General features: G+C 74.2%; 25 protein-coding genes and 1 riboswitch. Of the genes, 9 read left to right on the top strand and 16 right to left on the bottom strand.

What is annotated here, in order from left to right; all coding sequences use genetic code 11:
• The first annotated feature begins 168 nt into the window (after positions 1-168).
• The 3 genes from ACLQ22_RS00245 (at position 169) to ACLQ22_RS00235 (ending at position 3,142) form a co-directional block, all read left to right on the top strand.
• Positions 169-1,407, top strand: a complete 1,239-nt coding sequence (locus ACLQ22_RS00245) for a DUF2786 domain-containing protein (RefSeq protein WP_425690518.1) — start codon at positions 169-171, stop codon at positions 1,405-1,407.
• A gap of 98 nt (positions 1,408-1,505) precedes the next feature.
• Positions 1,506-1,874 carry a YciI family protein gene (locus tag ACLQ22_RS00240; RefSeq protein ID WP_425690517.1) on the top strand — a complete coding sequence of 123 codons (369 nt, stop codon included), beginning with the start codon at positions 1,506-1,508 and terminating at the stop codon, positions 1,872-1,874.
• Complete coding sequence (locus ACLQ22_RS00235) at positions 1,871-3,142, top strand: RNA polymerase sigma factor (protein WP_425690516.1); 1,272 nt, start codon at positions 1,871-1,873, stop codon at positions 3,140-3,142. The genes ACLQ22_RS00240 and ACLQ22_RS00235 overlap by 4 nt, the downstream gene beginning before the upstream one ends.
• 90 nt (positions 3,143-3,232) lie before the next feature.
• On the opposite strand, the gene ACLQ22_RS00230 is transcribed toward ACLQ22_RS00235, so the two are convergent.
• The 5 genes from ACLQ22_RS00230 to ACLQ22_RS00210 all read right to left on the bottom strand — a co-directional run bounded on the left by ACLQ22_RS00230 (position 3,233) and on the right by ACLQ22_RS00210 (position 7,747).
• Positions 3,233-3,730, bottom strand: a complete 498-nt coding sequence (locus tag ACLQ22_RS00230) for a hypothetical protein (protein WP_425690515.1) — start codon at positions 3,728-3,730, stop codon at positions 3,233-3,235.
• A gap of 168 nt (positions 3,731-3,898) precedes the next feature.
• The gene (locus ACLQ22_RS00225; protein WP_121396938.1) at positions 3,899-4,072 is read right to left on the bottom strand and encodes a CsbD family protein; all 174 of its coding nucleotides are present in this window, start codon (positions 4,070-4,072) and stop codon (positions 3,899-3,901) included.
• A gap of 176 nt (positions 4,073-4,248) precedes the next feature.
• Complete coding sequence (locus ACLQ22_RS00220) at positions 4,249-6,498, bottom strand: heavy metal translocating P-type ATPase (RefSeq protein ID WP_425690514.1); 2,250 nt, start codon at positions 6,496-6,498, stop codon at positions 4,249-4,251.
• Between the two features lie 11 nt (positions 6,499-6,509).
• Complete coding sequence (locus tag ACLQ22_RS00215) at positions 6,510-7,508, bottom strand: hypothetical protein (RefSeq protein ID WP_425690513.1); 999 nt, start codon at positions 7,506-7,508, stop codon at positions 6,510-6,512.
• 29 nt (positions 7,509-7,537) lie between these two features.
• Complete coding sequence (locus ACLQ22_RS00210; RefSeq protein WP_425690512.1) at positions 7,538-7,747, bottom strand: heavy-metal-associated domain-containing protein; 210 nt, start codon at positions 7,745-7,747, stop codon at positions 7,538-7,540.
• A gap of 150 nt (positions 7,748-7,897) precedes the next feature.
• On the opposite strand from ACLQ22_RS00210, the gene ACLQ22_RS00205 reads away from it, so the two are divergent.
• From ACLQ22_RS00205 to ACLQ22_RS00195, 3 genes are all read left to right on the top strand, one after another.
• Complete coding sequence (locus ACLQ22_RS00205) at positions 7,898-8,200, top strand: metal-sensitive transcriptional regulator (RefSeq protein WP_121396942.1); 303 nt, start codon at positions 7,898-7,900, stop codon at positions 8,198-8,200.
• 313 nt (positions 8,201-8,513) lie between these two features.
• On the top strand, positions 8,514-9,857 hold the full coding sequence (locus ACLQ22_RS00200; protein ID WP_425690511.1) for a YibE/F family protein: 1,344 nt from the start codon (positions 8,514-8,516) through the stop codon (positions 9,855-9,857).
• Between the two features lie 166 nt (positions 9,858-10,023).
• Positions 10,024-10,155: riboswitch (cyclic di-AMP (ydaO/yuaA leader) on the top strand.
• Between the two features lie 3 nt (positions 10,156-10,158).
• Entirely contained in the window at positions 10,159-11,175 is a 1,017-nt protein-coding gene (locus ACLQ22_RS00195) for a coiled-coil domain-containing protein (RefSeq protein WP_425690510.1), read from the top strand.
• Between the two features lie 97 nt (positions 11,176-11,272).
• Here ACLQ22_RS00195 and ACLQ22_RS00190 read toward each other — a convergent pair whose 3' ends face one another.
• The gene (locus ACLQ22_RS00190; RefSeq protein ID WP_425690509.1) at positions 11,273-12,025 is read right to left on the bottom strand and encodes a carbonic anhydrase; all 753 of its coding nucleotides are present in this window, start codon (positions 12,023-12,025) and stop codon (positions 11,273-11,275) included.
• A 211-nt stretch (positions 12,026-12,236) separates the two neighbouring features.
• Here ACLQ22_RS00190 and ACLQ22_RS00185 point away from each other — a divergent pair, with 211 nt between their 5' ends.
• Together ACLQ22_RS00185 and mycP are read left to right on the top strand one after the other, a co-directional pair.
• Positions 12,237-12,578, top strand: a complete 342-nt coding sequence (locus ACLQ22_RS00185) for a helix-turn-helix transcriptional regulator (protein ID WP_121396946.1) — start codon at positions 12,237-12,239, stop codon at positions 12,576-12,578.
• Between the two features lie 53 nt (positions 12,579-12,631).
• Positions 12,632-13,879, top strand: a complete 1,248-nt coding sequence (mycP, locus tag ACLQ22_RS00180) for a type VII secretion-associated serine protease mycosin (protein ID WP_425690508.1) — start codon at positions 12,632-12,634, stop codon at positions 13,877-13,879.
• A gap of 75 nt (positions 13,880-13,954) precedes the next feature.
• Here mycP and ACLQ22_RS00175 read toward each other — a convergent pair whose 3' ends face one another.
• The 10 genes from ACLQ22_RS00175 to eccCa form a co-directional block, all read right to left on the bottom strand.
• Positions 13,955-15,289, bottom strand: coding sequence for a WXG100 family type VII secretion target (locus ACLQ22_RS00175; RefSeq protein ID WP_425690507.1), 1,335 nt, complete (start codon positions 15,287-15,289; stop codon positions 13,955-13,957).
• 16 nt (positions 15,290-15,305) lie between these two features.
• Positions 15,306-15,866 carry a hypothetical protein gene (locus tag ACLQ22_RS00170; RefSeq protein ID WP_425690506.1) on the bottom strand — a complete coding sequence of 187 codons (561 nt, stop codon included), beginning with the start codon at positions 15,864-15,866 and terminating at the stop codon, positions 15,306-15,308.
• A gap of 33 nt (positions 15,867-15,899) precedes the next feature.
• On the bottom strand, positions 15,900-17,477 hold the full coding sequence (locus ACLQ22_RS00165; RefSeq protein ID WP_425690505.1) for a S8 family serine peptidase: 1,578 nt from the start codon (positions 17,475-17,477) through the stop codon (positions 15,900-15,902).
• Between the two features lie 82 nt (positions 17,478-17,559).
• Positions 17,560-17,838: a WXG100 family type VII secretion target gene (locus tag ACLQ22_RS00160; RefSeq protein WP_089002279.1), complete on the bottom strand. Its 279-nt coding sequence runs from the start codon at positions 17,836-17,838 to the stop codon at positions 17,560-17,562.
• Positions 17,839-17,866: 28 nt separating this feature from the next.
• Positions 17,867-18,175 carry a WXG100 family type VII secretion target gene (locus tag ACLQ22_RS00155; protein ID WP_121396950.1) on the bottom strand — a complete coding sequence of 103 codons (309 nt, stop codon included), beginning with the start codon at positions 18,173-18,175 and terminating at the stop codon, positions 17,867-17,869.
• A 169-nt stretch (positions 18,176-18,344) separates the two neighbouring features.
• Complete coding sequence (locus ACLQ22_RS00150) at positions 18,345-18,605, bottom strand: hypothetical protein (protein WP_425690504.1); 261 nt, start codon at positions 18,603-18,605, stop codon at positions 18,345-18,347.
• A 29-nt stretch (positions 18,606-18,634) separates the two neighbouring features.
• Positions 18,635-19,363: a hypothetical protein gene (locus ACLQ22_RS00145; RefSeq protein WP_121396952.1), complete on the bottom strand. Its 729-nt coding sequence runs from the start codon at positions 19,361-19,363 to the stop codon at positions 18,635-18,637.
• Between the two features lie 31 nt (positions 19,364-19,394).
• The gene (locus ACLQ22_RS00140; RefSeq protein WP_121396953.1) at positions 19,395-19,688 is read right to left on the bottom strand and encodes a hypothetical protein; all 294 of its coding nucleotides are present in this window, start codon (positions 19,686-19,688) and stop codon (positions 19,395-19,397) included.
• Between the two features lie 16 nt (positions 19,689-19,704).
• The gene (locus ACLQ22_RS00135) at positions 19,705-20,127 is read right to left on the bottom strand and encodes a YbaB/EbfC family nucleoid-associated protein (RefSeq protein ID WP_425690503.1); all 423 of its coding nucleotides are present in this window, start codon (positions 20,125-20,127) and stop codon (positions 19,705-19,707) included.
• Between the two features lie 96 nt (positions 20,128-20,223).
• A complete protein-coding gene (eccCa, locus tag ACLQ22_RS00130) occupies positions 20,224-24,186 on the bottom strand; it encodes a type VII secretion protein EccCa (RefSeq protein WP_425690502.1) in 3,963 nt (1,320 codons plus the stop codon).
• A gap of 168 nt (positions 24,187-24,354) precedes the next feature.
• Here eccCa and eccD point away from each other — a divergent pair, with 168 nt between their 5' ends.
• Positions 24,355-25,752 (top strand): type VII secretion integral membrane protein EccD, encoded by a 1,398-nt coding sequence (gene eccD / locus ACLQ22_RS00125; RefSeq protein ID WP_425690501.1) that lies wholly within the window; start codon positions 24,355-24,357, stop codon positions 25,750-25,752.
• The last annotated feature ends 8 nt before the right edge of the window (positions 25,753-25,760 follow it).

The following is a 25,760-nucleotide window of genomic DNA, read 5'->3' as shown; positions in this document are numbered from 1 at the left end:
GAACTACCCGGGACCGGCCGAACCATGCGGAACTTCCCCGGAGGGACGGGCGGTCCGGTGGCACGGGTCACGACCGGCGGACGGCACGCGGGCCCGGGGGTACCTTCGGCGGGCGGGCGACGATCGTTTCCCGGGCGCGGAAGAAGCAGACCCCAGGAGGACACGGCCGTGCCGGACGCCGAGGAACTGGTCAACGACGCGCTCGCGGCGGTACGCGGCACCGACGTACGCCTCGCGGAGCGGCAGCTGGACCGGCTGATGATCGGGTCGGGCGCCGCGGACGGCGCGGCGGCGGTGGACGCCGCCCTTCTGCGCCGGCTGGCCCGGGGCGTCGGGCGGCTGGCCCGGCACGGCTGGCAGCCGGTGGACCTCGCCCGGCTCGCCGCCCGCCGGCTCGGCCCCCGGGGGGCCGGGCTGGTCACCGACGCGCTCGCCGCGCAGCGCCGCGAGCTGGCCGACCCGGTGCCGCCGTGGTGGGACGACCAGCTGCGCGACCTGGGCGCCGGGGTGTGGTGGGACGCCGACGAGGGCCACCTGGCCGCCTGGTCCGCCCGCGCCGGCTGCGACCGGTTCACCGCGCTGCGGGCGGCGGTCGACGCGCTGGCCCTGGTCGAGGGGCTCCCGCCGATCGCCGTGCTGCGCCCGCCGCCCGGCGCGCCCGGGACGGCCGTCGCGCGTGGCGGGTCGGGCAGCGCCTCGCGGATGCTCGACCGGGTGCGGGCGCTGCTGGCCAAGGCGGAGTCGACCACCTACCCGGCCGAGGCGGAGGCGCTGACCGGCAAGGCCCAGGAGCTGATCGCCCGGCACAGCATCGACCAGGCGCTGCTGGCGGGCGTCGCCGAGCCCGCCGACCGGCCCGGCGGGGTGCGCCTCGGCACCGAGGCCCCGTACGCGGGCGCGAAGGCGCTGCTGGCGCAGGAGGTGGCGGCGGCGAACCGCTGCGAGGCGGTCTGGTCCGACGACCTCGGCTTCACCACCGTGCTGGGCTGGCCGGCCGACCTGGAGGCGGTCGAGCTGCTCTACACCTCGCTGCTGGTGCAGGCCACCGCCGCGATGCTGCGCGGCCGGGGGGAACGGCGGGCCAAGGGCACCGGCCGGCGGACCCGCGACTACGACGAGTCCTTCCTCAACGCCTTCGCGCTGCGGATCGGCGAGCGGCTGCGGGCCGCCACCGACGCGGCCGACCGCGAGGCGACGGCGCAGGCCGGGCCGGAGCGGCTGCTGCCGGTGCTCGCCACCCGCGCCGAGGCGGTACGCGAACGCCTCGACACGCTCTTCCCCGGCGTCGTCAGGGGCCGGCTGACCGTGCGCGACGCCGAGGGCTGGTCGTCGGGCACCTCCGCCGCCGACCGCGCCTCGCTCGGCGCCGGCCCCGCCCCGAAGCGCCAGGTACGCGGCCGGCGCTGAGATTCCGCACGGCCGGTTGTCGGAACCGGCGGGTCGGCTCCGACCTTTCACCGCAGACGCGCCACCATGGGCGCGGCCGACGCAACGAGGAGCACCCGATGAAGTACATGCTGCTGATCTGGAACCGCCCGGGGTTCGTTGAGGGGCTGTCGGAGCAGGAGCGCACCGCGCTCTTCGGCGAGGTCGACGAGGTCATGCGGGAGCTGACCGAGTCGGGCGAGTTCCTCGGCGGCCAGGCCCTGGCCGACCCCTCGCAGGCGCGTACGGTCCGGCTGGCCGGTGACCGGCCGGAGGTGACCGACGGGCCGTACATGGAGAGCAAGGAACAGTTCGCCGGCTACCTGATGGTCGACTGCGACAGCCCCGAGCGGGCCACCGAGATCGCCGCCAGCTGGCCGGACGTGCGGCGGGGCTTCGGCGTGCTGGAGGTGCGGGCGATCATGGACGAGGCCGGGACGGAGATGTGACCGGAGGGCACCTCGAGGACCTGCTGCGCGACCTGGCGCCGCAGGTCCTCGGCCTGCTCGTCCGCCGGCACGGCCAGTTCGACGCCGCCGAGGACGCCGTGCAGGAGGCGCTGCTCGCCGCCGCCGTGCAGTGGCCGGAGCAGGGCGTGCCGGACAACCCCCGGGCCTGGTTGCTCACCGTCGCCACGCGCCGGCTGACCGACGAGTGGCGCAGCGAGCGCGCCCGGCGGGACCGGGAGGCCGCGCTGGCCGCCCGCGAGCCGGCGTACGCGACGGTCGCGCCGGCCGCCGACGAACAGCCGCCGGCGGGGGACGACACCCTGGCCCTGCTGTTCCTCTGCTGCCACCCGGCGCTGGCCCGGTCGGCTCAGGTCGCGCTGACGCTGCGGGCGGTCGGCGGCCTCACCACCGCGCAGATCGCGAGGGCGTACCTCGTGCCCGAGGCGACGATGAGCCAGCGCATCCGCCGGGCCAAGCAGCGGATCGAGGCCGCCGGGGCGCGGTTCACGATGCCCGCCCCCGGGGACCGGGACGAGCGGCTACGGGCCGTGCTCCAGGTGCTCTACCTGGTCTTCAACGAGGGGTACACCGCGTCCAGCGGGCCGGACCTGCACCGGGCGGACCTGACCACCGAGGCGATCCGGCTGGCCCGGCTGGTGCACCGGCTGCTCCCGGGCGACGGCGAGGTGACCGGGCTGCTGGCGTTGATGCTGCTCACCGACGCGCACCGGGCCGCCCGCACCGGGCCGGCCGGGGAGCTGGTCCCGCTCGCCGAGCAGGACCGCGCCCGCTGGGACCACGCCGCCATCGCCGAGGGGACCGCGCTGGTCACCGAGGCGTTGACCTGGTCACCGCCCGGCCCGTACCAGCTCCAGGCGGCGATCGCCGCCGTGCACGCCGAGGCCCCGTCCGCCGGGCGCACCGACTGGCGACAGATCCTGGCGCTCTACCGGCTGCTGGCCCGGACCGCCCCGAGCCCGATGGTCACCCTGAACCAGGCCGTCGCGGTGGCCATGGTGGACGGTCCCCGCGCCGGACTGGCCCTGCTCGCCCCGCTCGACGACGACGACCGCACGGCCGGGCACCACCGGCTCGCCGCCGTCCGCGCCCACCTGCTGGAGCTGGCCGGCGAACCGGAGCGGGCGCGGGCGGCGTACCTGGCGGCGGCCCGGGGGACGACGAGCCTGCCGGAGCAGCGCTACCTGGAGTTGCGGGCCGCCCGGCTGACGGGGACCGATGAGTCCCGGTGCCCGCGGGAGTCACATTGACGGACGCCGGCCGGCGTGCGGCACGGGGTGCAGGCCGGCCGGCGTCCCGGGGTCAGGCGTCGGCGACGCAGGGCGACGCGCCGAGCGGCTTCAGGCGCGGCACTCGCGGGTGAGCTTCGGTGGGATTCCGGTGAAGGTGGAGTCCATCCAGGCGGCCGGCCGGACCGCCCGGGAACCGGCGTCGATCCGGTCGGCGGTCTCCTGGATCAGGGCGCGGATGTCCGGGTCGGCGGCGCGACGGGCCTGCCCGCGTACGTCGTCCGCCAGCTCCGCCAGGTTGCGCCGGAGCTGGTCGGCGACCTGCTCACCGGTGAGGTCGCGGGTGACCGAGGCGGCCGAGTCGGTGGCGATCCGCCGGCTGCCGGCGACGATGAGCCGGTCGACCTCGCGGCAGACCTCGGCGGTGTTGGCGGCGGTCGTGGCGACCGGGGAGGGGCTCGGGGCGGCGCTCGCCGACGCCGTCGGGCTCGGCGGGGCCGCGCCGGTCCGGGCGGCCTCCTCCCGCGCGCTGTCCTGGCATCCCACGGCCAGCACCCCGAGCGCCACCGTGGCGGCGGCGCGCCGCGCGTAGACGACGGATCGGGACAAGGGACCTCCCGTTCGGGGTCTCGGCCGTCAGGGGTGACGGCACGGGTTCGGCCGGCGCCGGGCGGCGGGACGTCGACCTGCCAACGAGTGGCGCCTCCCGCGGGACACGCCAGTACGCCCCCCGCCGGGTCGGCTTGAGACCGATCCGGCGGAGGGCGCGTACGCGGGTCAGCTCTTGAAGGCGTCCTTGATCTTCTCGCCGGCCTGCTTGAGCTTGGCACTGGCCTGGTCGTTGCGCCCCTCGGCCTCGAGCCGCTCGTTGTCGGTGGCCCGGCCGGCGCCTTCCTTCAGCTTGCCGGCCGCATCCTCGGTCGTGTTGTTGATCTTATCGTCGAAACCCATGTCAACCTCCCGATTGGCGGTGCCGGTACGCCCTTCGAATACCCCGTACCGCCGCCGTCCAACCGCCCCGGTCACCCACCGCAGGCGGGCGGCGCGGGCCGGCGGGCCGGCGGACCCGCCACGATCCGTGCCGCCGGCCCCTGGCGGGTGGGGGCCGGCGGCACGGGGCGGAGGGCTCAGGCAACCGGGCGGAAGCCCCGCAGCCGGAGGCTGTTGGCGACCACGAAGACCGAGGAGAAGGCCATCGCGGCGCCGGCGATCATCGGGTTCAGCAGGCCGGCGGCGGCCAGCGGCAGGGCCGCCACGTTGTAGGCGAAGGCCCAGAACAGGTTGCCCTTGATGATGCCGAGGGTGCGCCGGGCGAGCCGGATCGCGTCCACGGCGGCCATCAGGTCGCCCCGGACCAGGGTCAGGTCGGACGCCTCGATCGCCACGTCCGTGCCGGTGCCCATCGCCAGGCCGAGGTCGGCCTGGGCCAACGCGGCGGCGTCGTTGACCCCGTCGCCGACCATCGCCACCACCCGCCCCTCGTCCTGGAGCCGCCGCACGACGTCGACCTTGTCGGCGGGCAGCACCTCGGCGATCACCTCGTCGATGCCCAGCTCGGCGGCCACGGCGCGGGCGACGGTGGTGTTGTCGCCGGTCAGCAGCACCGGCGTCAGGCCGAGCGCCCGGAGCCGCGCGATCGCCGCCCGGCTCGTCGGTCGGACCACGTCGGCCACCGCGAGGACCCCGCGGGCCCGGCCGTCCCAGCCGGCCAGCACCGCCGTCCGCCCCTTCGCCTCCGCCGTGGCCACCGCCCGCGCGACCTCCTCCGGTACGTCGAGGCCGTGCTCGCGCAGCAGTCGGGGCCGGCCGATCAGCACCTCCCGACCGTCGACCGTCCCGCTCACGCCGAGCCCTTCGGCGTTGACGAAGCCGGTCACCGGCGGCAGCGTGCCCGCCTCGGCCGCCCCGGCGGCGACGGCCCGGGCGATCGGGTGCTCGGACGCGGACTCCAGCGCGCCGGCGAGCCGCAGCAGTTCGGCGCGGTCCTCGCCGGCCGCCGGGACCACGTCCACCAGGGTCATCCGGCCGGTGGTGACGGTGCCGGTCTTGTCCAGCACGACGGTGTCCACCTGCTTCGTGGACTCCAGCACCTCCGGCCCCTTGATCAGCACGCCGAGCTGCGCGCCCCGGCCGGTGCCGACCAGCAGGGCGGTCGGCGTGGCCAGCCCGAGGGCGCACGGGCAGGCGATGATCAGCACCGCCACGGCGGCGGTGAACGCGGCGGTGCCGCCCGACCCGCTGCCGAGCCACCAGCCGAGGGTGCCCACCGCGAGGGCGATCACGATCGGCACGAAGACGCCGGAGATCCGGTCGGCCAGCCGCTGCACCGCCGCCTTGCCGGTCTGCGCCTGCTCGACCAGCCGGGCCATCTGGGCCAGTTGGGTGTCGCCGCCGATGCGGGTGGCGCTGACCACCAGCCGGCCGCCCGCGTTGACGGTCGCGCCGACCACGGAGTCGCCCGGGCCGACCTCGACCGGGACGGACTCGCCGGTGAGCATGCTGGCGTCGACCGCCGAGGTGCCCTCGTCGACCACGCCGTCCGTGGCGATCTTCTCGCCGGGCCGCACCACGAACCGGTCCCCCACCACGAGCTGGTCCACCGGGATCCGGGTCTCCGTGCCGCCGCGCAGCACCGCGACGTCCTTGGCGCCCAGTTCGAGCAGGGCGCGCAGGGCCGCGCCGGCGGTCCGCTTCGCCCGCGCTTCGAAGTAGCGGCCGGCGAGGATGAACACGGTCACCCCGGCCGCCGCCTCCAGGTAGATGTTGCCGGCGCCGTCGGAGCGGTTGATCGCGAGACTGAACGGGTGGGTCATCCCCGGCGTCCCGGCCGTGCCGAGGAAGAGCGCCCAGATCGACCAGCCGAACGCCGCCAGGGTGCCGAGCGAGACCAGGGTGTCCATGGTCGCCGCGCCGTGCCGCAGGTTGATCCAGGCCGCCCGGTGGAAGGGCAGCCCGCCGTAGACCACGACCGGGGCGGCCAGGGTCAGCGACAGCCACTGCCAGAAGTCGAACTGCCAGGCGGGCACCATCGCCAGCACGATCACCGGCACGGTGAGCACGGCCGAGACCCACAGCCGGGTACGCAGGCCGCGCAGCTCGTCCACCGGCTCGGCGGCCGGTTCGCCACCGGCGGGCGTGGGCGGGGGCGGCAGGGCCGCCGTGTAGCCGGTCTTCTCCACCGTGGCGATCAGCTCGTCCGGGGTGACCTCGTCGGCGTACCGGACGGTGGCCTTCTCCGTGGCGTAGTTGACGGTGGCGGTCACCCCGTCCATCCGGTTCAGCTTCTTCTCGATCCGGGCGGCGCAGGAGGCGCAGGTCATGCCGCCGATCGCCAGCTCGATCTGGTTCGGCGCCGTCAGCAAGGGCTTGGTTGTCATCACGCTTCCCGTCAGTCGTGCCCGTGACCGGGGACGCCGTGGCCGGCGTCGGCGGTCGGGGAGCTCGTGGCGGCGGGTGTGCCCGCCGCCGGGGAGCCGGTCGTGGCCGGGACACCCGGCGCGGTCGGGCTGCCGGCGACGACGGTGAACTCGGCGGTACGCACGACGCCGCCGTGCTTGAAGTCCAGGTAGAGCCGGTAGGCGCCCGCCGACGGCATTTCCGCCGAGAAGCTCACCTCGGGGCCGGGCCGCGTCCGCCCGTCGCCCGGCTCACCGTGCGGGTGCACGTGCAGGTACGCCAGGTCGCCCTGGCGCAGCGCCACCAGGTGGCCGTACGCGCCCAGGTAGGGCTCCAGGTCGGTGACCGGCGCGCCGTCGCGGCTCACGGTCAGGGTCAGCTCGGCGGTGCGGCCGGGCTGCGGGGCGCCGGCGAGCGTGACGGTGTAGCCGTCGACCGTGGTGCTGGTCGCCGGCGCGGGCAGGGGCCGCGCGGTCAGCGCGCCGGGGACGCTCACGTCGACGCCGAGGGTCAGCGCCTCGCCCCCGGTCGGGGTGAAGTCGGCGAACGCGCGCCAGACGCCCGGCCCGGCGAGCGGCGAGTCGACCCGCCAGGTGCCGTCGGGCGCCATCTCCGGGTGCACGTGCCGGAAGCCGGAGAGATCGCGGCGGGCCACGATCAGGTGCATGCGCTTGTCGTGCGCCACGTCGTACGCGGTCACCGCCCGGCCGTCCGGACCGGTGACCTGGAAGGCGAACTGCCCGGCCGGGGCGTCCACCGGACGCAGGGTGTAGCCACGGTCGGAGACGAGCAGGCCGCCGGGCAGGTGCCCCGCCGCGCCGTTGTCGCCCCCGTGTCCGGCTCCGCCGTCCTCGCCGTGCCCCCCGCCGGCCTCGTGCGGGGCCTCGGCGGGCGGCGCCACGGGGTCGGCCACCCGACCGACCCCGTACGTCGCGCCGAACACCACCGCGAGGCCGAGGGCGAAACCGCTCAGCTTCGTCGCCGTGTTCATGATGTGCCTCGTTTCCCCCGTGCCCGATCTCAGGCGCCGACGAGGCTGTAACCGGCCTCGTCGACGGCGGAGCGCACGGTGTCGGTTTCCAACGGGCCCTCGCTGGTGACGGTGACCCGACCGGCGGCGACGTCGACCTGGACGTCGCTGACGCCCGGGATCGCGCCGACCTCGGTGCTGACCGCGGTGGCGCAGTGCCCGCAGGTCATGCCCTGCACCTGGTACGTCGTGGTGATCATCGAACTCTCCTCTCGCCGCCCCCAGCATATACCCCCCGGGGGTAATGCGGAGGCGGACCGGTGCCTGTGTCTTGTACCGGTACCCGGTGGGGGTATGCCGGCCAGGAACGAACGTACCATACCCCCGAGGGGTACGCTATCCTCGTCCCCATGACCACACCGACGCCCACCCCGATCAGGGGATACACCGCCACCAAGGACCAGCTGCTCGCGCGGCTGCGCCGCGTCGAGGGGCAGGTCCGTGGCATCGAGAAGATGGTCGACGAGGACCGCTACTGCATCGACGTGCTCACCCAGATCTCCGCGATCCAGGCCGCCCTGGACAAGGTCGCGCTCGGCCTGCTCGACGGGCACGCCCGGCACTGCATGCACGAGGGCGCGGCCGAGGGGCGCGCCGACGAGATGGCCACCGAGATGATGGCCGCCGTCGGCCGCCTGATGAAGCGCGGCTGACCCGCCCCGCCCCTCGGCCCCGCGACGAGACGCGGGCACACGGCGACGCCACACCCCGACATCACCCGCACGACCTGCGCCCGGATGTCGGGGTGGCTACCATTCGGCCGGTGGCCCTCCGGATTCCGCACCGCCCGCCCCGCGCGCCCCGCCGGGCGGCAACACCGACCACCCGCGACCGGACGGAGGCCCGGGACCGCGGTACGTGACCGCGCCGCCACACGGAAGCGATCCCCGTCCCGCCACGCGGCGACGGGTGAACCGACCGGCCCGCCGGCACGTACCCCGCCCTGGATTCGTTGGGAGAAACTCGTTGGGCGCCGACCACACCCGTCCCGCTCCGTCCGCCCCGCCGAGGGTGCGGCGGATCCTCGTCGCGACGGTGGTGCCCCTCTTCGTCGCCACGCTGATCGCCGCCCTGGTGCTGTGGCCGTGGGACGCGCCCGACCCGCCGACCGGCACCGACGCGCCCCGCTACCACGGCACGGTGACGCGGGTCGTGACGGAGCCGTGCCCGCCCACCCCGGAGATTCCGGAGGGGAGTCCCGGCGGGTCGCAGGGTCCCTGCGGCACGGTCACCGTACGGGTGCAGGACGGTCCCGACGCCGGCCAGCAGGTGGAGACGCCGGTGCCCGCCGGCCCCGGCGCGCCGACCGTCGCCGTGGACGACGAGATCATCCTGGTCGAGCTCACCGACCCCGCCGACCCCACGGCCAGCACCTACAACATCGCCGAGCACCAGCGCGGCAAGCCGCTGGTCTGGCTGGTGGCGCTCTTCGCGGCCGCCATCGTCGCCTTCGGACGGTGGCGCGGGCTGGCCGCGCTGGCCGGCCTGGCGGCGAGCTTCGCCATCCTGCTGACCTTCGTGCTGCCGGGCATCGGCGCCGGGAGCCCGCCCCTGCTGGTCGCGGTCGTCGGCGCCGCGCTGATCATGTTCGTGGTGCTCTACCTGACCCACGGCGTGACCGCGCAGACCTCGGTGGCCGTGCTCGGCACGTTGGGCAGCCTGGTGCTGACCGGCGTCCTCGGCACGATCGCCACCGCCGCGACCCACCTGACCGGATTCGGCTCCGAGGACGCCACCACGCTGTCGATGTACCAGGCCGACGTCGACCTGCACGGGCTGCTGCTGGCCGGGATCATCATCGGCTCCCTCGGGGTGCTGGACGACGTCACGGTGACCCAGGCCGCCACGGTCACCGAGCTGGCGCACGCCAACCCCGGGCTGTCCCGGACGCAGCTCTACCGGGCGGCGACCCGGGTCGGCCGGGCGCACATCGCCTCGACGGTGAACACCATCGTGCTGGCGTACGCCGGCGCCTCCCTGCCGGTGCTGCTCCTGCTGACGGCCGACTCGCGGGCGGTGACCCAACTTCTCACCAGCGAGTTCCTCGCCCAGGAGATCGTCCGCAGCGCGGTCGCCACCCTGGGCCTGATCGCCGCCGTGCCACTGACCACCGGGCTGGCGGCCCTGGTGACCACCGCCGGCCGCCGCGGCGGGGACGCCACCGACCGCGCCGCGCCCGCACCGACGCCCCGGCCGGCCGCCGACCGGTCCGAGGCGCTGGAGGCCCTCAGCGGGCCGCGCGGAGACACGCCGTCCGCCGCTCCCGCCGGATGGCCCGACCGGGACAGGAGCACGGACACCGCATGGTGACACTCCTCAGCGTGACCGAACAGGACGTACGGCCTGATAAACGCGTCACTGCTCACCGTCCGCCATTACGAAATAACGCATTTAGTCGGCTTAGGGACGTAGATCCCCGGGAGTGTTCTCGGGTAACCTCGCTGCCGGTCACCGCCGAAGGCGCGCAGCGGCGCCTGCGGTGCCGCCGCCCAATCGCCGCGAGGCGAACCGGGGACCCAGGTACGTGGGGTGAATCCGCGACAGCGGTAGGGGCCACTTCCGCCCCGAACCCGTCAGCTAACCCGGTCGGCGGTCGACGGAAGGGAAAACTGTGACGGCACCCCTACGCCGCTGGTTGACGCCCGTGGTGGCCGTACTCGCCGCCCTGGCGGTCTTCGCCGGGCCTCTCCCGGCGGCGGCCGCGCCCACCCCGCCCAAGCCCTCCGGGCACGGGGACGACGAGCCCAAGCTGCTCGACGACCTCATCGAGGCCCGCAACCGGTCCTACGTGCAGGCCAAGGCGAAGCTGAAGAAATCGGAAGAGCGCCAGCTCGAGCTGGCCCTGGAGGTCAACCGGGCGCAGGCCGAGCTGGACGCGCTGGCCCCCCAGGTCAGCCAGATCGCCGCCCAGTCCTACCGCACCGGGCGGATCGGCGCGGTGTCCATGCTGCTGGACACCGCCAGCCCCGACTCCTTCGTCAGGCGCGCCGCCGCCCTCGACGAGATCAACCTGGTCAACTCCAAGAAGCTGGCCGAGGTCAACGCGATCAAGGACCGCGCAGAGCAGGCCAAGCTGGCGGTCGACGCCGAGGTCCGCGAGCAGCAGAAGCTGAAGAACGAACTGGCCCGTGGCAAGCGCGAGGCGGAGAAGGCGCTCGCGCTGGTCGGCGGCAGGGGGCTGACCAGCGGCAAGGTGGTGGCCACCTCGCCGGTGGCGAAGATGGCGCCGGGGCGCACCGCCGACGGCGACTGGAAGCCCCTGTCCTGCACCGAGAACGACCCCACCACCTCCGGCTGCATCACGGCGCGCACGCTGCACATGTACAAGGAGGTCAAGCGGGCCGGCTTCAACCGGTTCGTCGGCTGCTACCGCTCCGGTGGGCCGTACGAGCATCCGAAGGGCCGGGCCTGCGACTGGTCGCTGCAACGCAGCGGCTTCTCCCCCTGGCACAACGACGACACCTACATGTACGGCAACAACCTCACCGCGTTCCTGGTCCGCAACGCCGACCGGCTCGGCATCTACTACGTGATCTGGAACCGGCAGATCTGGTTCCCGGCGACCGGCTGGAAGTCCTACAGCGGCCCGTCGAACCACACCGACCACGTCCACGTGTCACTGCTCTAGCCGGGACCACACGCACACAGAGGGCCGCCCCGCCGGACGCGGGAGCGGCCCTCTGTCGTCGTGCGGGCCCGCCGCGACGGTCTGCCGGCGGGCGAGGTCAGGCGAGCGCGGCGCTGGCCGCCGGCTCCGGCGCGTCGGCCGCACGGGCGGGCACCGAGGCCACCGTCCGCACCTCGCCGGCGGTCAGCCGGTACGACATGCCGACCACCCCGCAGCGGCCGGCGGCCACCTCCGCGGCGAGCACGGCGGAGCGGCCCAGCATCGCCTCGACGGTGTGCGCGATGTGGATGTCGACGATCCGGTCGATGTCGTCCACCCCCTCGGCGGCGGCCCGGCGCAGGCTCGGCACCACGGCGTCCACCACGGCGCACAGGTGCCCGACCGGCGGGGTGCCGGTGGCGTCCGCCGTACGCGCCGCCTGGACGGCCCCGCAGGAGTCGTGCCCGAGCACCACCACCAGCGGCGTGCCCAGGACCGTGACGGCGTACTCCACGCTGCCCAGCACCTCGGGGCCGATGGTGTGCCCGGCGGTGCGGACCACGAAGAGGTCACCGAGGCCACGGTCGAAGATGATCTCGGCGGCGAGCCGGGAGTCGGAACAGCCGACGATCACCGCGAAGGGGTGCTGCCCGTCGGCGACCGCGGCGCGGTGCCCGGCGTCCTGGTTGGGGTGGCGCGGGGCGCCGGTCACGAACCGCCGGTTGCCGGCGTGCAGCTCGGCGAGCGCCTGCTCGGGACTCGCCGGGACGGCGAACGTGGCGCCGACGTCGGCCGGCACCCCGCCCGTGGTCGACACCGGGAGCGTCCGCTCCGGGCCCGGTTGAGTTCCTGGCGATCCGGGACGACTCATCCCACACCTCGCTCCGCACGTGAACGGCCTGGTCACCCGGGCCGACGCTGGACGCGGGCTGCCACCACCGTCACACGCACTGCAAGATACGTCAAGGTATGCGTGATATCCATTTCATATGTTCGGCGGGCCCGGCGCGGCGGCGGTCGGGCCCTCCGCGCGTCCGCCGGCCGCGAGGGCACACAGCAAAACACGAAGCAGGGGCCATACGATGGCGGACATGGCGACGACAGGGGAGAACGGGAGCACCCGCAACTGGACGTTCCTCACCAACCACGGGCACGTGCTGCTCGCCATCGCCCGCAACCCCACCGCCCGCCTCCGCGACGTGGCCGACGAGGTGGGCGTCACCGAGCGGGCCGCGCAGGCGATCGTCGCCGACCTGGAGGCCGGCGGCTACCTGCACCGCACCCGGGTGGGCCGACGCAACGAGTACACCCTCAACCCCGCCGGGCGGTTCCGGCACCCCGCCGAGGCGGACCGGCAGGTCGGCGCCCTCCTCGCCCTCTTCGCCGACGAGCAGGAACCGGCCGAGGCCACCGAGCGTTCCTGACGACGGGTCGGGCGGCGGCACGCGCCGTGGGCCCACGGCGGTAATCTCACCGCGTGCGCGAGAGTTTCCGACCGGGCGGGACCGGGCCGGCCCGCCGAGGCGGGCGCGGTGCCCGCGCGGTCCTCGGTGGAGCGGCCGCGGTCCTGCTCGGCACCGCCGTCGTCGCCCCGTCGCCCGCCGCCGCGGCGGTCCCCCGCTGCGGACCCCCCGGCGTCGCCGCCCCCGCCGAGACGCCGTGGCCGCTGAAGAGACTCGAACCCTCGTCGGCCTGGCGGATCTCCCGGGGCGCCGGCGTCACGGTGGCGGTCATCGACTCCGGCGTCTCCGCCCTACATCCCGCCCTGAAGGGTCAGGTCAGGGTGGGCCGGGACTTCAACGGCCTGCCGCAGCAGGAGGGCCGCTGCGACCTGGCCGGGCACGGCACCATCGTCGCCGGCATCATCGCCGGGAAGGAGGGCACCGGCGCGTCGTTCAGCGGCATCGCGCCGCAGGCCAGGATCCTCCCGGTACGCGTCCTGCCCGACACGAAGACCACCGCCGACGAGGGGCTGCCGGGGCAGATCGCCGAGGCGATCCGGTGGTCGGTGCGCAACGGCGCCGACGTGATCAACCTGTCGTTGGTGACCCTGGACCGGCAGGATCTCGCCGACGCCGTCCGCTACGCCCTCGACGAGGGGGTGGTCGTGGTGGCCGCCGCCGGCAACCGCCAGGAGAACCAGCAGGACAGGCCCGCGTTCCCGGCCGCCTACCCCGGGGTGATCGCGGTCGCCGGGGTGGACGAGGAGGGCGGTCACGTGGGCAGCTCGGTGAGCGGAGACTACGTCGACCTCGCGGCACCCGGGCTGAACATCCTCGGCCCGGCCCCCGGGGGCGAGGGCTTCCTCGCCGAGCCGCAGGGCGGCACCAGCTTCGCCGCCGCGTACGTCTCCGGGGTGGCCGCGCTGGTCCGGGCCGCCCACCCCGACCTTGACCCGGAGCAGGTCGCCGACCGGCTGATCCGGACGGCCGACAGCCCGCCCGAGGGGAAGAACGCCGAGGTCGGCCACGGGGTGGTGAATCCGTACCGCGCGGTGGCGACCGTGCTCGGCACCCGTACCGACCCGCCGGCCGGCGCGATGCCCGCACCGCCCTCCACCGAGGATCCGCTCGCCTGGCAGGGCACCGTCGCGGTCTGGGTCGCCGTCGTCGGCGCGCTCGTCGCCGGGCTGCTGCTCTCCGTCAAGCCGATCCTGGTCCGCGGGCGACGCCGGGGCTGGCGCCCGGGCCGCCGCCCGTCCGCGACGGACGCCACGACCGGCTGACGCCCCTCTCCGGTCTCCCCGGAAAGCGCCGAGCGCCGCCCACCGGTGCGGTGGACGGCGCTCGGCGCGATTCCGTCAGCGCAGGATGCCCGGCGTACCGCCGCCGTCCGCGCCCCAGACGTCCTCGTCCTCCTCCAGCCAGGTGTTGCGAGGGGTCTCCTCCTCGCCGTAGCCGGCACCCATGCCGGCCATGCCACCGACGCCCCGTGCGCCCGCGCCGACGCCCTTGGCGCCCGCGCCGGCGGCACCCGCGCGCCCGCCGCCACGGCCGGCCCCACCGGCCGCGCCGCCCATCATCGGCGCCATGCCGCCCGCACCGAGCTTGCCGCCGGCACCGAGCTTGCCACCAGCGCCCCGGCCGCCACCGCGGTTGGCGCCCGCCGCGCCGCCGCCCATCATCGGCCCCATGTTGGGGCTCACCGGCCGGCCGAGCGAGCCGCCGCCCGGGATGACGCCCCCGCCGCCGAGCCCGCCACCGGAGCCCAGGCCGCCACCGCCGCCGAGCCCGGAGGTGCCGGGCAGACCGCCGCCACCGCCGCCGCCGAGTGCGGGAACCGTCGGGGCGCCGGCACCGGCCAGACCGCTGCCGTAGTCGTCGGCGAGGCTGCCGGTGCTCGGGTCGTAACCGCCGCTCGGGTCGTAGCCGCCGCTCGGGTCGTAGCCGCCACCGGTCAGGTTGGGATGCGCGGTGGAGCCGATCCCGGTGGTCCCGGTCTCGGGCACGCCGGCCCCGCTGAGCGACGGCATGCCACCGCCCGGCATGCCACCGGTCGAGGGCATGCCGCCCATGCTGGGCGCGCCGCCGACGCTGCCGGCGCCGGGGCCGGCGCCGAGGTCGGGGGTCTGCACGTCCGGCGACTGGGTGGTGCCCGGCGTGGTCTGGCCGGGCGTGCCCGAGTCGATCGTCACGTACTCGCCGCTGACCTGGTTGTAGACCTTGGCCGCCTCGTCGGACTTGTCGTTGAGCCAGTCGGCGAGCGAGGTGAGCGGGTCGAGCAGGCCCAGGAAGTCGGGCTTGACCTTCATCTCGAAGAGGCCCGTGTCGATCACGATGCGGCCGTTGCGCGCCTCGAGCACGTCGTTGACGCAGCTCGCGGGGATGGGGAACTCGGCCTGCGCGGCGCTCAGCTTGTCGGCGGCGGTCTTCAACGACTGGACGATGCCGTTGTGCTTCTCGGCGTCGTCGACGACCCGGCCCGTGTCCGTGGCGATCTGCTTGATGTGGGTCTTGAAGGACTCGTACGCCGGGCCCTTCCACACCTCACCGAGATCGGCGACGTTCGTCTCCAGGCTCTCCTTGACGGAGTTCAGGTTCTTCAGCAGTTGCTCCCAGCCCAGGGCGGCGCTGGTGACGTCGCCCGGCCTGCCCGCGACGACGATCTGCTGGCACATCTCTTCCCAGCTCGGCATCCTGTCACCCTCCCGATCAGCCGTTGGATCCGTTGGTGGCGGCTTGGCTGAAGGCGCGCTCCATCTCGGCGGCGGACATGGCGTTCGCCTTCTCCGCCGTCTCGTAGTTCTCCTTGACCTCGCGCAGCGCGTTGGCGGCCTGGTAGAGGTCCTCGGCGAGCTTGCGGACGCTCTGCTGCGTGGTGGTGAAGAGGCTGCCGTGCTTGCGGGCCAGGTCGCCCGCCCGGTCGAAGGCGCCGAGCGGGCTCGTCGCCCCGCCGCCGACGCCGTTCAGGCCGCCCGACGCCGCCGCGCCGCCCATCCTGTCCTGGATCTCGACCATCGTGTACGACTGCTTGTTGAGAAACGAGGCGTGCGACTCCAACCACTCGATGGCGCTGTCCAGGCTGGACGCGTCCCACTCCGTGTTGTCGCCGCTCTCGCCCGCCCCCGGCACCAGGCCGGAGGGGGTCTGCGCCCGGTTGACGTTGTCCATCGTGATGCCGCTGACGTGCACGGTGGGTGCCAGCGGGGTGATGGGCATGTATGGGGTGTCCACCCGGATCTCCTCCGGCTGGTCCGTCCTGTCGTCCGTCATCGGTTCCTCCCCGTCGCCGACTGACAATGTGGCTTACTGCTGGTGTCCGCCGGGGGCCGGCGGGGGTGGTGCCGTCGGCGCGGCGCCGGGCGGCTGCCAGGCACCGGCCTGGGGTGCCGGCGGCGCACCGTACGGGTGGGTCCCGCCGGTGGGCGTCGGGCCGTACCCGGGCGGGGGTCCCGCCTGGGGCGGTGCGGGCATGCCCGGTGCCCCGCCCGGTGGCGGATATCCGGGCGCGCCGAACTGAGGGTTACCGTGCGACCCGCCCGGTGCGCCGCCGGCCGGCGGGTGGCCGGGGGGCGGCGGATAACCGGGCGGACCGGCCTGCGGGCCGCCAACCGGTGGATAGCCCGGCGGCGGATAGCCGGGCGGGCCGCCGGGCGGCGGGTACCCGGGCGGGCCGGGCCGGGCAGCGGCCGCCTTCCGTCGGGACCGACGCACCAGCACGATCACGAGAATCAGCAACGCGACGGGCACGAGCAGGCAGAGCGCTCCCCGGACCAGCGCGCCGGTGTCCTTCTTCATGCTGATCGACACCGCCGGCCCGTCGTCCTTCTGCGGCTCCGCCGCGCCCGCGGACGGGGCGGCGCCGTTCGCGGCACCGGCGAGCAACGGGTGCGCGTCCACCGCCGGCACCGAGCGGGTCAGCGCGGCCAGCGGGTCGATCGCGCCGAAGCCGTACTGGCTGTCGCGGCCGGCCGGGCCCTGGTCCCGGGCGGTGCGGATCAGCCGGTTCGCCACGTTGGCCGCGTCGAGGTCCGGGTACTTCGCGCGGACCAGCGCCGCCACCCCGGAGGTGATGGCGGCGGCGTCGCTCGTGCCGCTGCCGATGCCGTAACCGTTGGACGACACCGACGCGGACCGGGGAGAGATGATCTCCTGCATCGGCGCGGCGAGCACGGCCTCCCGACCGGTGGCGCTCTGCGCGAAGAACTCGCCGTTCTTCGCCAGCCCGGTCACCGCGATGACGCCGGGGATGTTCGCGGGGCTGGTGACGACGCGGTCGTTCTGCAGCCGGTTGCCGGCCGAGGCGATCAGCACGACGTCCTTGTCCAGGGCGTACCGCACGGCGGCGATCTCGTCGGGGGTCGCCGCCGTGCCCGTCCCGACGGACATGTTGATCACGTCGGCGCCGGCGTCGGCCGCCCAGCGGATGCCCGCCGAGAGGTCTGCCGAGTCGAAGGAGTCGCCCATCGCGACGGGCAGGATCTTCGCCTCCGGGGCGATGCCCAGGTGCCGCATCGCGCCACCGCCCCGGGACGCGATGATCCCGGCCATCGCCGAACCGTGGGCCTTCCTGGCGTCGTCGTCGCGGCGACCGTCGGCCGCCGTCCCGGAACCGATGCCCTTGCCCGGCAGGACCTGACCGCGCAGATCCGGCAGGTTGGGGTTGACCCCGGTGTCGATGACCGCGACGGTGACGCCCTTGCCCTTGGTGAGCTTGTGGGCCTGCGGGATCTTCAGGGTGTCGAGGTACCACTGGAGGCCGCGCACCGTGTCGGCGCGTGCCGGGGCCGGCGCGGCCAGTGGACCGGAACCGGCGCCGACGACCAACGCCAGCGCCGCGACGGCCAGCCGGAGCTTGGGCCGCGAAGGCTTCCCCGCACGCATGATTCTCCCAGGACCTATCGACGCACAACGCGACGCGGCTCCGGCCCGGTCGAACCGGACCGGAGCCGCGTCGGCGATTGTGTCAGTTCCACGCCTTGGCGTTGCTCATCTCGGTGCTGACGTAGTTCTCGCGGGCGATGCCCACGGCGCCACCGATGTCGTTCAGGATCTTGTTGATGTCCCGGACGGCGGCGTCCCACTGCGCCTGGTGCTGCTCGTAAGCGGCACGGTCCTCACCGTCCCACTGGAGCTTCGACAGCATCGAACGCAGCGTGTCCAGCTTCTCGTCGATGGTCCGCGAGATGGCCATCATCTGCTGGTTGCTGCTCTCGAGGACCGCGTAGTCAACCTTGATGCTCATGAGTCCCTCCCCTGCTCGTCTCGGCGGATCACGGGTTGAGTGCAGAGTGGAACTTGTCCAGCATCTGCTGCTGCTCTTCGTCGTTGACCTGGTGCGTCGTACCCGACTTGTCGAGCAGGTCGGCGATGTTGTCCATCGCCGTCAGCAGCTTGCCCGTGTCCTCGTTCCAGCGCTGCATGAGCGACTGGAAGCCGGTGGACGCCTGCCCCTTCCAGGCGATGGCCAGGTCGTCGACCACGTTCCACAGCTTCTTCAGCTCGCCGTCGACCTCGCTGCGCGTGGAGCGCACGTCACCCGCGGCGGTATGCAGAGTCGCTGCTTCGACCTCGAACGCCATGCTTCACACCCTTCCGTCTTCTTGTGGCGGCGCAGTCGCCGCGTCCTCCCCCGCCGCAAGGCAATCACCCCACCGACGGACACTCAGTCAAGACCGTAGCGGACGGTGTCCACCACGCGCAGCCCTGCCCCGCGCCGTACGCGGATGCCCGCCGCAGAACCCCGTCCGACTAGGAGGAACGGGAGTACGAGCGGACGTGCATCACCAGGCCGACCACGAAGATGAGGGCGAGCATCGACACGAGCACCCACTGCACCGCGTCGTCGGCGAGGGTGCCGAGGGCCAGCCCGAACGCCGCCACCCCACTGAGCAGGACGAGTTCCATCGCCCTGCGGGCCACCCGCGACCGGGCGAGCTGCGCGACCAACCCCAGGACGAGGAAGACCGGGACGGTCGCCAGCGCGTACCCGAACAACATGCTCTGCCACACGGTGGCACCCAACCTCTCGGCCCGGTCGCTCAGGCCCGGTAGAAGCCCGAATCCTGCACCCAGTCGATCTTGATGTCCTGGATGTCGGGGTCGGCGTCGCCGGTCGCCCAGCCCGGACGGGAGTCCGAGACGAAGTTGTACTGGCTGTTGCCGCGGAACGCCGACGCCACCGTGGAGAACAGCGCGCCGATGTCCGTGAAGATGAGCCCGAGGATCGCCGCGGTGGCGGTGAGGCCGGCCACCCCGATCGCCTGCGCCAGCGGCGCGGTCGCCGGGAACGCCTGGAGGGCCACGGCCGCGATGACCGCGATGAGGATCGGCACCAACGCGCCGACCAGGGCGTCGATCGAGGCGTTGAAGTGGTCACGGACGGCGGTCAGCGCGTCCTTGTTGGCGTTGAGCGCCTCCGCGAGCGCCCCGATCTCGGCGTTCAGCTTCTGCACGAAGGCGTCGAACGCGTCCCGGTCCTCGAAGTCCCACTCGTCGCTGGAGGGGATCACGCTCTCCAGCGCCGCGCCGAACTGGTCGCCGCCCAGGAAGCGGGCCGCGTCGCCCCACTCCTTGATGGACTGGTTGACCTCGTCGTTGTCGAACGTCTCGAGGTGGATGATGGCGGCGGTCAGGAACGCGGCGCCGACCAGCCACACCCAGTTGGCCCGGGCCGCCCCGGCCAACGAGCGGACCGGCGCGGTCTGCGCGGCGACGCTGTGCGTCCCCACCACCGAGCCCGAGGAATTCGCGATCAGGATCTCCGGCATCGAGCCCTCCCTGCGTCCCGCACCCGCGAGGTCACTTGACCACCCAGGGCTGGTCCGACTTCTCCCAGTTGAGCGCGCTCTGTTCGAGGTTGGCGGCGGCCCTCTCCAGGTGCTCGACGCCGGTGCGCAGGTTGTCGAGGTGACCGTCGACGGCATCGTTGTGCGCGCTGACGGCGGACAGGCCGAGCAGCGTCATGGACATGCCCGACAGTTTGACGCCCTCCAGCGCCCGCTGCGCGTTGCGCAGGTAGGCCATCGGGCCGTCGGCGGCCGCGAGCTTCTGCCCGGCCTTGCGGATGGCGTCGACGTCGACGACGTTGGCCACTGACCCTCTCCTCTCGTCAGCCGCGCAGCCGGCGCAGCGGGTCGTTGAGATCCACCCCGAACTGCTGGAACCACTCCTCCGGGGTGACCTTGCCCGCCTCGGCCCGTCGGACCAGGTCGGCGCCGCCGAGCATCTCCTCCAGCAGCTCGCGCTGCCGCTCGGCGTGCGCGTCGTAGGCGGCGTCGATGGCGGCCTGGAGCGACTCGGCCAGGCTGAAGCTGTCCAGCCGCATCGCCCGTGCGTCGATCTCGACGTCGCCGACCTTCATGTCGCCGTCGACGGTGACCTGGACCAGGCCGTCCGGGCTCTCCCCGACGACCCGCAGCTCGGCGCGCTGCCGCTGGAAGTCCGCGAGCCGGCGCTGCTGCTCCTGCGCCTGGCGCAGGATGCCCTCGAGTCCGGCCCCGCCCATGCCGCCGGGCGTCCACGATGTGCTCAAAACGGTCCTCTCGTCGGCTGCGACGCTCGTGCCGCAGGTTACCGGATGCCGTCACACCGGGGCGGTCCCGCCGACCGCCGTCTCGGCGGGGGACCCTCAGGCCGGCTCCGACCAGGCGGTCTGGATGAGCTGCTGGCCGTCGCGGCGGCGCACCAGCGTGCCCCGGCCGGGCGGCTGCGGGCTCGGCCGCAGCGTGCCGAAGACCGCGCCCTCCTCCCGGTTGCCGGACATCAGCAGGCCGGGCTGGTCCAGCTCGCGCAGGCGTTGCAGGACCGGCTCGTAGAGCGCCCGGGCCACGCCACCCACCCGCCGGGTGACGATCAGGTGCAGGCCGATGTCGCGGGCCTGGGGCAGCAGCTCGTGCAGGGCGCTGAGCGGGTTGTTCCCGCCCGAGGCGACCAGGTCGTAGTCGTCGACCAGGATGTAGAGGTCCGGCCCCTTCCACCAGCTGCGGTCGCGCAACTGCGCGGTGGTGACGTCCGGGCCGGGCAGCCGGTTGGACAGCGCGCTGCGGATCGAGGCGAGCCCCTGCGCGAACGCCTGGTTCGACGGCGCGTAGTCGAGCAGGTGGTCCCCCTCGACCGCACCGAGCAGACCGCGCCGGTAGTCGGCGATGACCAGCCGGGCCTGCGCCGGGGTGTACCGCTCCGTGATGCCCCGCGCGATCAGCCGCAGCAGGTTGGTCTTGCCGCACTCGGCGTCGCCGAAGACCGTCAGGTGCGGCTCGTTGACGAGGTCGAGGTAGACCGGGGCCAGCGCCGACTCGTTGACGCCGATCGGCAGGCCCGGCGCCGACCGGTCGACGACCCGGGCCAGCTCGCTGAGGGGCAGCCTGCGCGGCAGCAGTCGCACCTTCGGCGCCGGCTGGCCCTTCCATGCCTCCGCGACGTGCCGGGACAGGGCGATGGACGCCTCGGTAAGGTCGTCGATGTCGCGCCGGCCGTCGATCCGGGAGATGGCGGTCAGGAAGTGCAGCTTGTCGCGGGTCAGGCCGCGCCCGGGCGAACCGGTCGGGACGTTCGCCGCCGCCCGCCGGTCGATCTCCGACTCGTTGGCGTCACCGAGACGCAGCTCCAGCTTCGTGCCGAGCAGGTCCCGCATGTTGATCCGGATCTCCGCCCACCGCACGGCGGTCAGCACCACGTGCACGCCGAAGCCCAGGCCACGGTTGGCCAGGGTGGTGATGGTCTGCTCCAGCTCCTCGTACTCCTGGCGCAGCGTGTTCCAGCCGTCGACGACGAGGAAGACGTCGCCGAACGGGTCGTCGGCGAACTCCCCGGCCGCCCGGCGCCGGCGGTAGCTGGCCACCGAGTCGATGCCGTGCTGGGCGAACCGGTTCTCCCGCTCGTCCAGGACGGCCACCACCTCGGCCACCGTACGGCGTACCGCCTCGGTGTCCCGCCGCCCGGCCACACCGGCCGTGTGCGGCAGCCCGTCCAGGCTGCGCAGCGCGCCACCACCGAAGTCCAGGCAGAAGAACTGCACCTCGCGCGGGGTGTGGGTGAGCGCGAGCGAGGCGAGCATGGAGCGCAGCATCGTGCTCTTGCCGCTGAGCGAGGCGCCGACGATCACCACGTTGCCGCCCGCGCCGGCCAGGTCCACGAGCATCGGGTCCCGGCGCTGCTCGTACGGCCGGTCCACGATGCCGACCGGAGCGGCCAGCCGCCCGCGACCACCCCACGAGGCGGTGCAGAGGCCGTACCTCGGGTCGACGCTCAGCGGCGGCAGCAGCTCGCCGAGGCCCGGCGGCTCCGCCAGCGGCGGCAGCCAGACCTGGTGCGCCGGGCGGCCCCGCCCCTTCAGCCGGTCGATGAGCACGTCCAGCATCGCCACGACCTTGCCGTCGGCGGGCTGCTCCGGCTCGGGCGCGTCCGGCACCGGCAGGGTCGGGTTCTGCACCGGCACGAAGTCCACCCCGTACCGGACGATCCGGCGCTGCACCAGCGCCCGCGACGACACGCCGGCCTGCCCCGGGGCCCGGTACGGCCCGGACACGTACGCGGCCCGGAACCGCAGCATGGTGCTGGTGTCGGTCTTCAGGTAGCCGTGGCCGGGGGCGTTGGGCAGCTCGTACGCGTCCGGCACGCCGAGCACGATCCGGCTCTCCACCGCCGAGAAGGTACGCAGGCCGATCCGGTACGACAGGTGGGTGTCCAGGCCACGCAGCTTGCCCTCCTCCAGCCGCTGGCTGGCCAGCAGCAGGTGCACGCCGAGCGACCGGCCCAGCCGGCCGATCATCACGAAGAGGTCGATGAAGTCGGGCTTCGCGGCGAGCAGCTCGCTGAACTCGTCGCAGATGATGAGCAGGCTGGGCATCGGGTCCAGCGGCTCGCCGGCCGCCCGGGCCTTCTCGTAGTCGTAGCGGGAGACGTAGTTGCCGGCGGCCCGCAGCACCTCCTGGCGGCGGGTCATCTCGCCGGCCAGCGCGTCCTTCATGCGGTCGACCAGCGGCAGCTCGTCGGCCAGGTTGGTGATCACCGCGCTGGTGTGCGGCAGCGCGTCCAGCGAGGCGAAGGTGGCGCCGCCCTTGAAGTCGACCAGGACGAAATTGAGCTCCTCGGAGGAGTGCGTCACCGCCAGCGCGCCGACGATCGTGCGCAGCAGCTCGCTCTTGCCGGAACCGGTCGCGCCGATGATCAGGCCGTGCGGGCCCATGCCCTCGTGCGCGGACTCCTTGAAGTCCAGCTCGACCACGTTGCCGTCCGGCCCGACGCCGAGCGGGATGCGCAGCCGGTCGCGGTGGCTGCGCGGGCGCCAGGTCTGCTGCACGTCGACCGCGGCGGCGTCGCCGACGCCGAGCAGGTCCGGCAGCTCCATGCTCTTCGCCAGCGGCTCCTCCGACGTGGTCTGCTGCTGCGACAGCCGGTACGGGGCGATCTGCCGGGCCAGCCCCTCGGCGGCGGCCTCGGTGAGCCGGTCCGGCCGGCCGAGCCGGGACGAGGAGGTGCCGCGGACCAGTTCGAGGGAGCTGCCGTCGCCCACGTCGAGGCAGAGCAGCCAGCGGCCGGCGTCCCGGGGCACGGTGCCGGAGAGGTCGATGACGGTCGCGCCGAGCAGCCCCGGCCCCATGAGCTGGCAGGCCGCCGAGACCTCGCCGCCGTCGATCACCACCACGAGGTGCGCCGCGCTGGTCAGCGGCTTCGCCTCCGGCGCGAACCGGGGCCGGCCGGCCAGCTCGCCGGCGAGCGCCTCCTCGGCCTCGGCGAGGCTCGCGAAGACCATCCGGCGGGCGCCCGCCGCGTCGGTGCGGGCGCTGTGGTGGTTGTGCGGCAGCCACTTCACCCAGTCCCAGGACGGCTGCCGGTCCGGCGCGGCGACGATCGCGACGACCATGTCGTCCGGGGCGTGGAAGGTGGCGAGCTGGCCGAGCGCGGCCCGCGTCAGGTCGAGCACCGGCTCCCGGTCGCCGCGCAGCACCACCCGGCTGAACGCCCGCACGGAGAGCGCGGTCGGCAGGTCCGGCACGCTCGAGTGGGCGCGGACGAAGCGACGCAGCGCGATGGCGCTCATCGGCTCCAGGTCCTCGACCGGCTTGGTCTCCGGCGGGACGATCTCCACGGCCAGGCGCTGCGGACCGGTGGCGATCCGGGTCTCGCCGAAGTCGTCCTCGGTGATCCGCCGCTCCCACAGCCGGCGGGAGGCGGCGATCGACCAGAGCGCGTCCGGCTCCGGGTGCCGCCAGGCCATCGCCGCCCGCTGCTGCTCGGCGGCGCGCCGGGTGCGCTTGCGCATCTGGGCCAGGTAGCGCATGTAGTCGCGCCGGTCGGCGTTGAGTTCGGCCTTGTCGTTGTTGCCGTTACTCAGCGACCCGATCGCCATGCCCAGCATCGAGACGCCGAAGAGGCCGCCGGCGATGTAGGTCATCGTGCCGCCACCCCGGCCGGCGTAGAGGAACGCCATGGCGCCCACGCCGCAGACCATCGGCAGGATCATCAGCAGCTGCCCCATCCCACGCGGGGTGGGCTCGGGCAGCTCCGGAGGCGACTCCAGCAGCACCTCGCCTCGCGGCAGCGCAGGCCCCGGCTGACGCGGGAGCCGGCGGAACACCACCGTGCTCACGGCTGTCTCCTCCCCAGAAGCGGCCCTGATGAAGTTCGGCGAGCGACCGGAGTCGTCGGGTGGGCATCGTACGTGCCCGCCATCGTAGGTAATCTCCCGTGGGCGTCAGGAACCCGTGCGTCGGCGTCGCCGGCCAGGGGTGATCGTAGAGAGCGCGAGGAGGCCACTGTGGCGACGAAGACGGCGACCGGCGGCCTGAGCCGGATCACCATCGTGGCGCCCCGCACCCGGATGGACCTCGCGCTGCCGTCGGACGTACCGCTCGCCGACCTGCTGCCGACCCTGCTCCGTTACGCGGGTGAGGACCTGGCCGACGAGGGGGTGCGGCACGGCGGCTGGAGCCTGGCCCGGCTGGGCGGCCAGCCGCTGGACGGCGGCCGGACCGCCACGCAGCTCGGCATCCGCGACGGCGAGGTGCTCTACTTCAATCCCCGGTCCGCCACCGCGCCGGAGATCGTCTTCGACGACGTGGTCGACGCCGTCGCCACCGCCACCAACCAGCGCCCGGGCGCCTGGCAGGTCGGCACCACCCGTTCCTTCGCGGTGCTCTTCGCCGCCGCGGCGCTCGGCGCCGGCGCGGTGGCGGCGCTGTTCACCGGGCCGCCGCACCTGCCGGGCGCGCTGGCCGCGCTGGTCGTCGCGGTCGCCCTGGTGGTCGCCGCGGCCGTGTTGTCCCGGGCCGCCGCCGACAGCGCGACCGGGTCGGTGCTGGGGGTCGTCGGCCTGGCGTACGCGGGGGTCGGCGGCCTGCTGCTGCTCGCCGGCGACCGCCCGTTGACGGAGCTGGCCGCCCCGCACGTGCTCCTCGGCGCCACGGCGGTGGTGCTCTGCGCGGCGGTGGCCGCGCTGGCCGTCGGCGACCGGCTGCCGCTCTTCTTCGGCGCGGTCGCGGTCGGCGCCGTCACCGGCCTCGGCGCGGTGGTCAGCCTGGCCTTCGACACCGACGCGCCGGCCGCCGCCGCGGTGGTGGCCGCGATCGCGTTCGGCGCGGTGCCGGCGCTGCCGATGGCGGCGTACCGGCTGGCCCGGCTGCCGGTGCCGTCCATCCCGACCGGCCCCGACGACCTCAAGAGCGACACCGAGTCGGTGGACGGCCGGCAGGTCCTCCAGCTCAGCGAGCGGGCCGACGAGTTCCTGACCGGCCTGCTCTGGACGGTGTCGCTGCTGGTGCTCGGCGCCCAGGTCGTGCTCGCGCTGCACGGCAGCCTGCCGGCGGTGCTGCTCTGCCTCGTGCTGGCCCTGCTGTCGCTGCTGCGGGCCCGGCCGTTCCTGGGCCGCGCCCAGCGCACCCCGGTGCTGTTCGCCGGCACCGCCGGGCTCGGCCTGACCGCCGCTGCCACGTTCGGCAACGGCTCCACGGCGGTACGCCTCGGCGTGATCCTCGGCGGCCTGGTGCTCGCGGCCGTGGTGAGCCTGATCTACGGGCTCACCGTGGCCGGCAAGCGGATCTCCCCGGTCTGGGGCCGGCTGCTCGACATCGTGGAGATCATGCTGATCATCGCGCTGGTCCCGCTGGCCGTCTGGGTCGTCGGCCTCTACGGCTGGATCGTCAACCTCCGCCCCTGACCGGCTCT

Origin of the sequence: Micromonospora sp. DT178 (assembly GCF_049841695.1) — a bacterium.
Lineage (GTDB): Bacteria > Actinomycetota > Actinomycetes > Mycobacteriales > Micromonosporaceae > Micromonospora.
Note: the sequence above shows the minus strand (reverse complement) of the source record. Positions and strands in the feature narration are given on the sequence as shown.

Coding starts and splice junctions, on each gene's coding strand:
- ACLQ22_RS00160 (WP_089002279.1), bottom strand. CDS start 17,838: ATGAGCATCAAGGTTGACTACGCGGTCCTCGAGAGCAGCAACCAGCAG.
- ACLQ22_RS00190 (WP_425690509.1), bottom strand. CDS start 12,025: ATGAGTCGTCCCGGATCGCCAGGAACTCAACCGGGCCCGGAGCGGACG.
- ACLQ22_RS00145 (WP_121396952.1), bottom strand. CDS start 19,363: ATGCCGGAGATCCTGATCGCGAATTCCTCGGGCTCGGTGGTGGGGACG.
- ACLQ22_RS00175 (WP_425690507.1), bottom strand. CDS start 15,289: ATGCCGAGCTGGGAAGAGATGTGCCAGCAGATCGTCGTCGCGGGCAGG.
- ACLQ22_RS00240 (WP_425690517.1), top strand. CDS start 1,506: ATGAAGTACATGCTGCTGATCTGGAACCGCCCGGGGTTCGTTGAGGGG.
- ACLQ22_RS00165 (WP_425690505.1), bottom strand. CDS start 17,477: ATGCGTGCGGGGAAGCCTTCGCGGCCCAAGCTCCGGCTGGCCGTCGCG.
- ACLQ22_RS00220 (WP_425690514.1), bottom strand. CDS start 6,498: ATGACAACCAAGCCCTTGCTGACGGCGCCGAACCAGATCGAGCTGGCG.
- ACLQ22_RS00215 (WP_425690513.1), bottom strand. CDS start 7,508: ATGAACACGGCGACGAAGCTGAGCGGTTTCGCCCTCGGCCTCGCGGTG.
- ACLQ22_RS00185 (WP_121396946.1), top strand. CDS start 12,237: ATGGCGGACATGGCGACGACAGGGGAGAACGGGAGCACCCGCAACTGG.
- ACLQ22_RS00155 (WP_121396950.1), bottom strand. CDS start 18,175: ATGGCGTTCGAGGTCGAAGCAGCGACTCTGCATACCGCCGCGGGTGAC.
- ACLQ22_RS00205 (WP_121396942.1), top strand. CDS start 7,898: ATGACCACACCGACGCCCACCCCGATCAGGGGATACACCGCCACCAAG.
- ACLQ22_RS00170 (WP_425690506.1), bottom strand. CDS start 15,866: ATGACGGACGACAGGACGGACCAGCCGGAGGAGATCCGGGTGGACACC.
- ACLQ22_RS00225 (WP_121396938.1), bottom strand. CDS start 4,072: ATGGGTTTCGACGATAAGATCAACAACACGACCGAGGATGCGGCCGGC.
- ACLQ22_RS00210 (WP_425690512.1), bottom strand. CDS start 7,747: ATGATCACCACGACGTACCAGGTGCAGGGCATGACCTGCGGGCACTGC.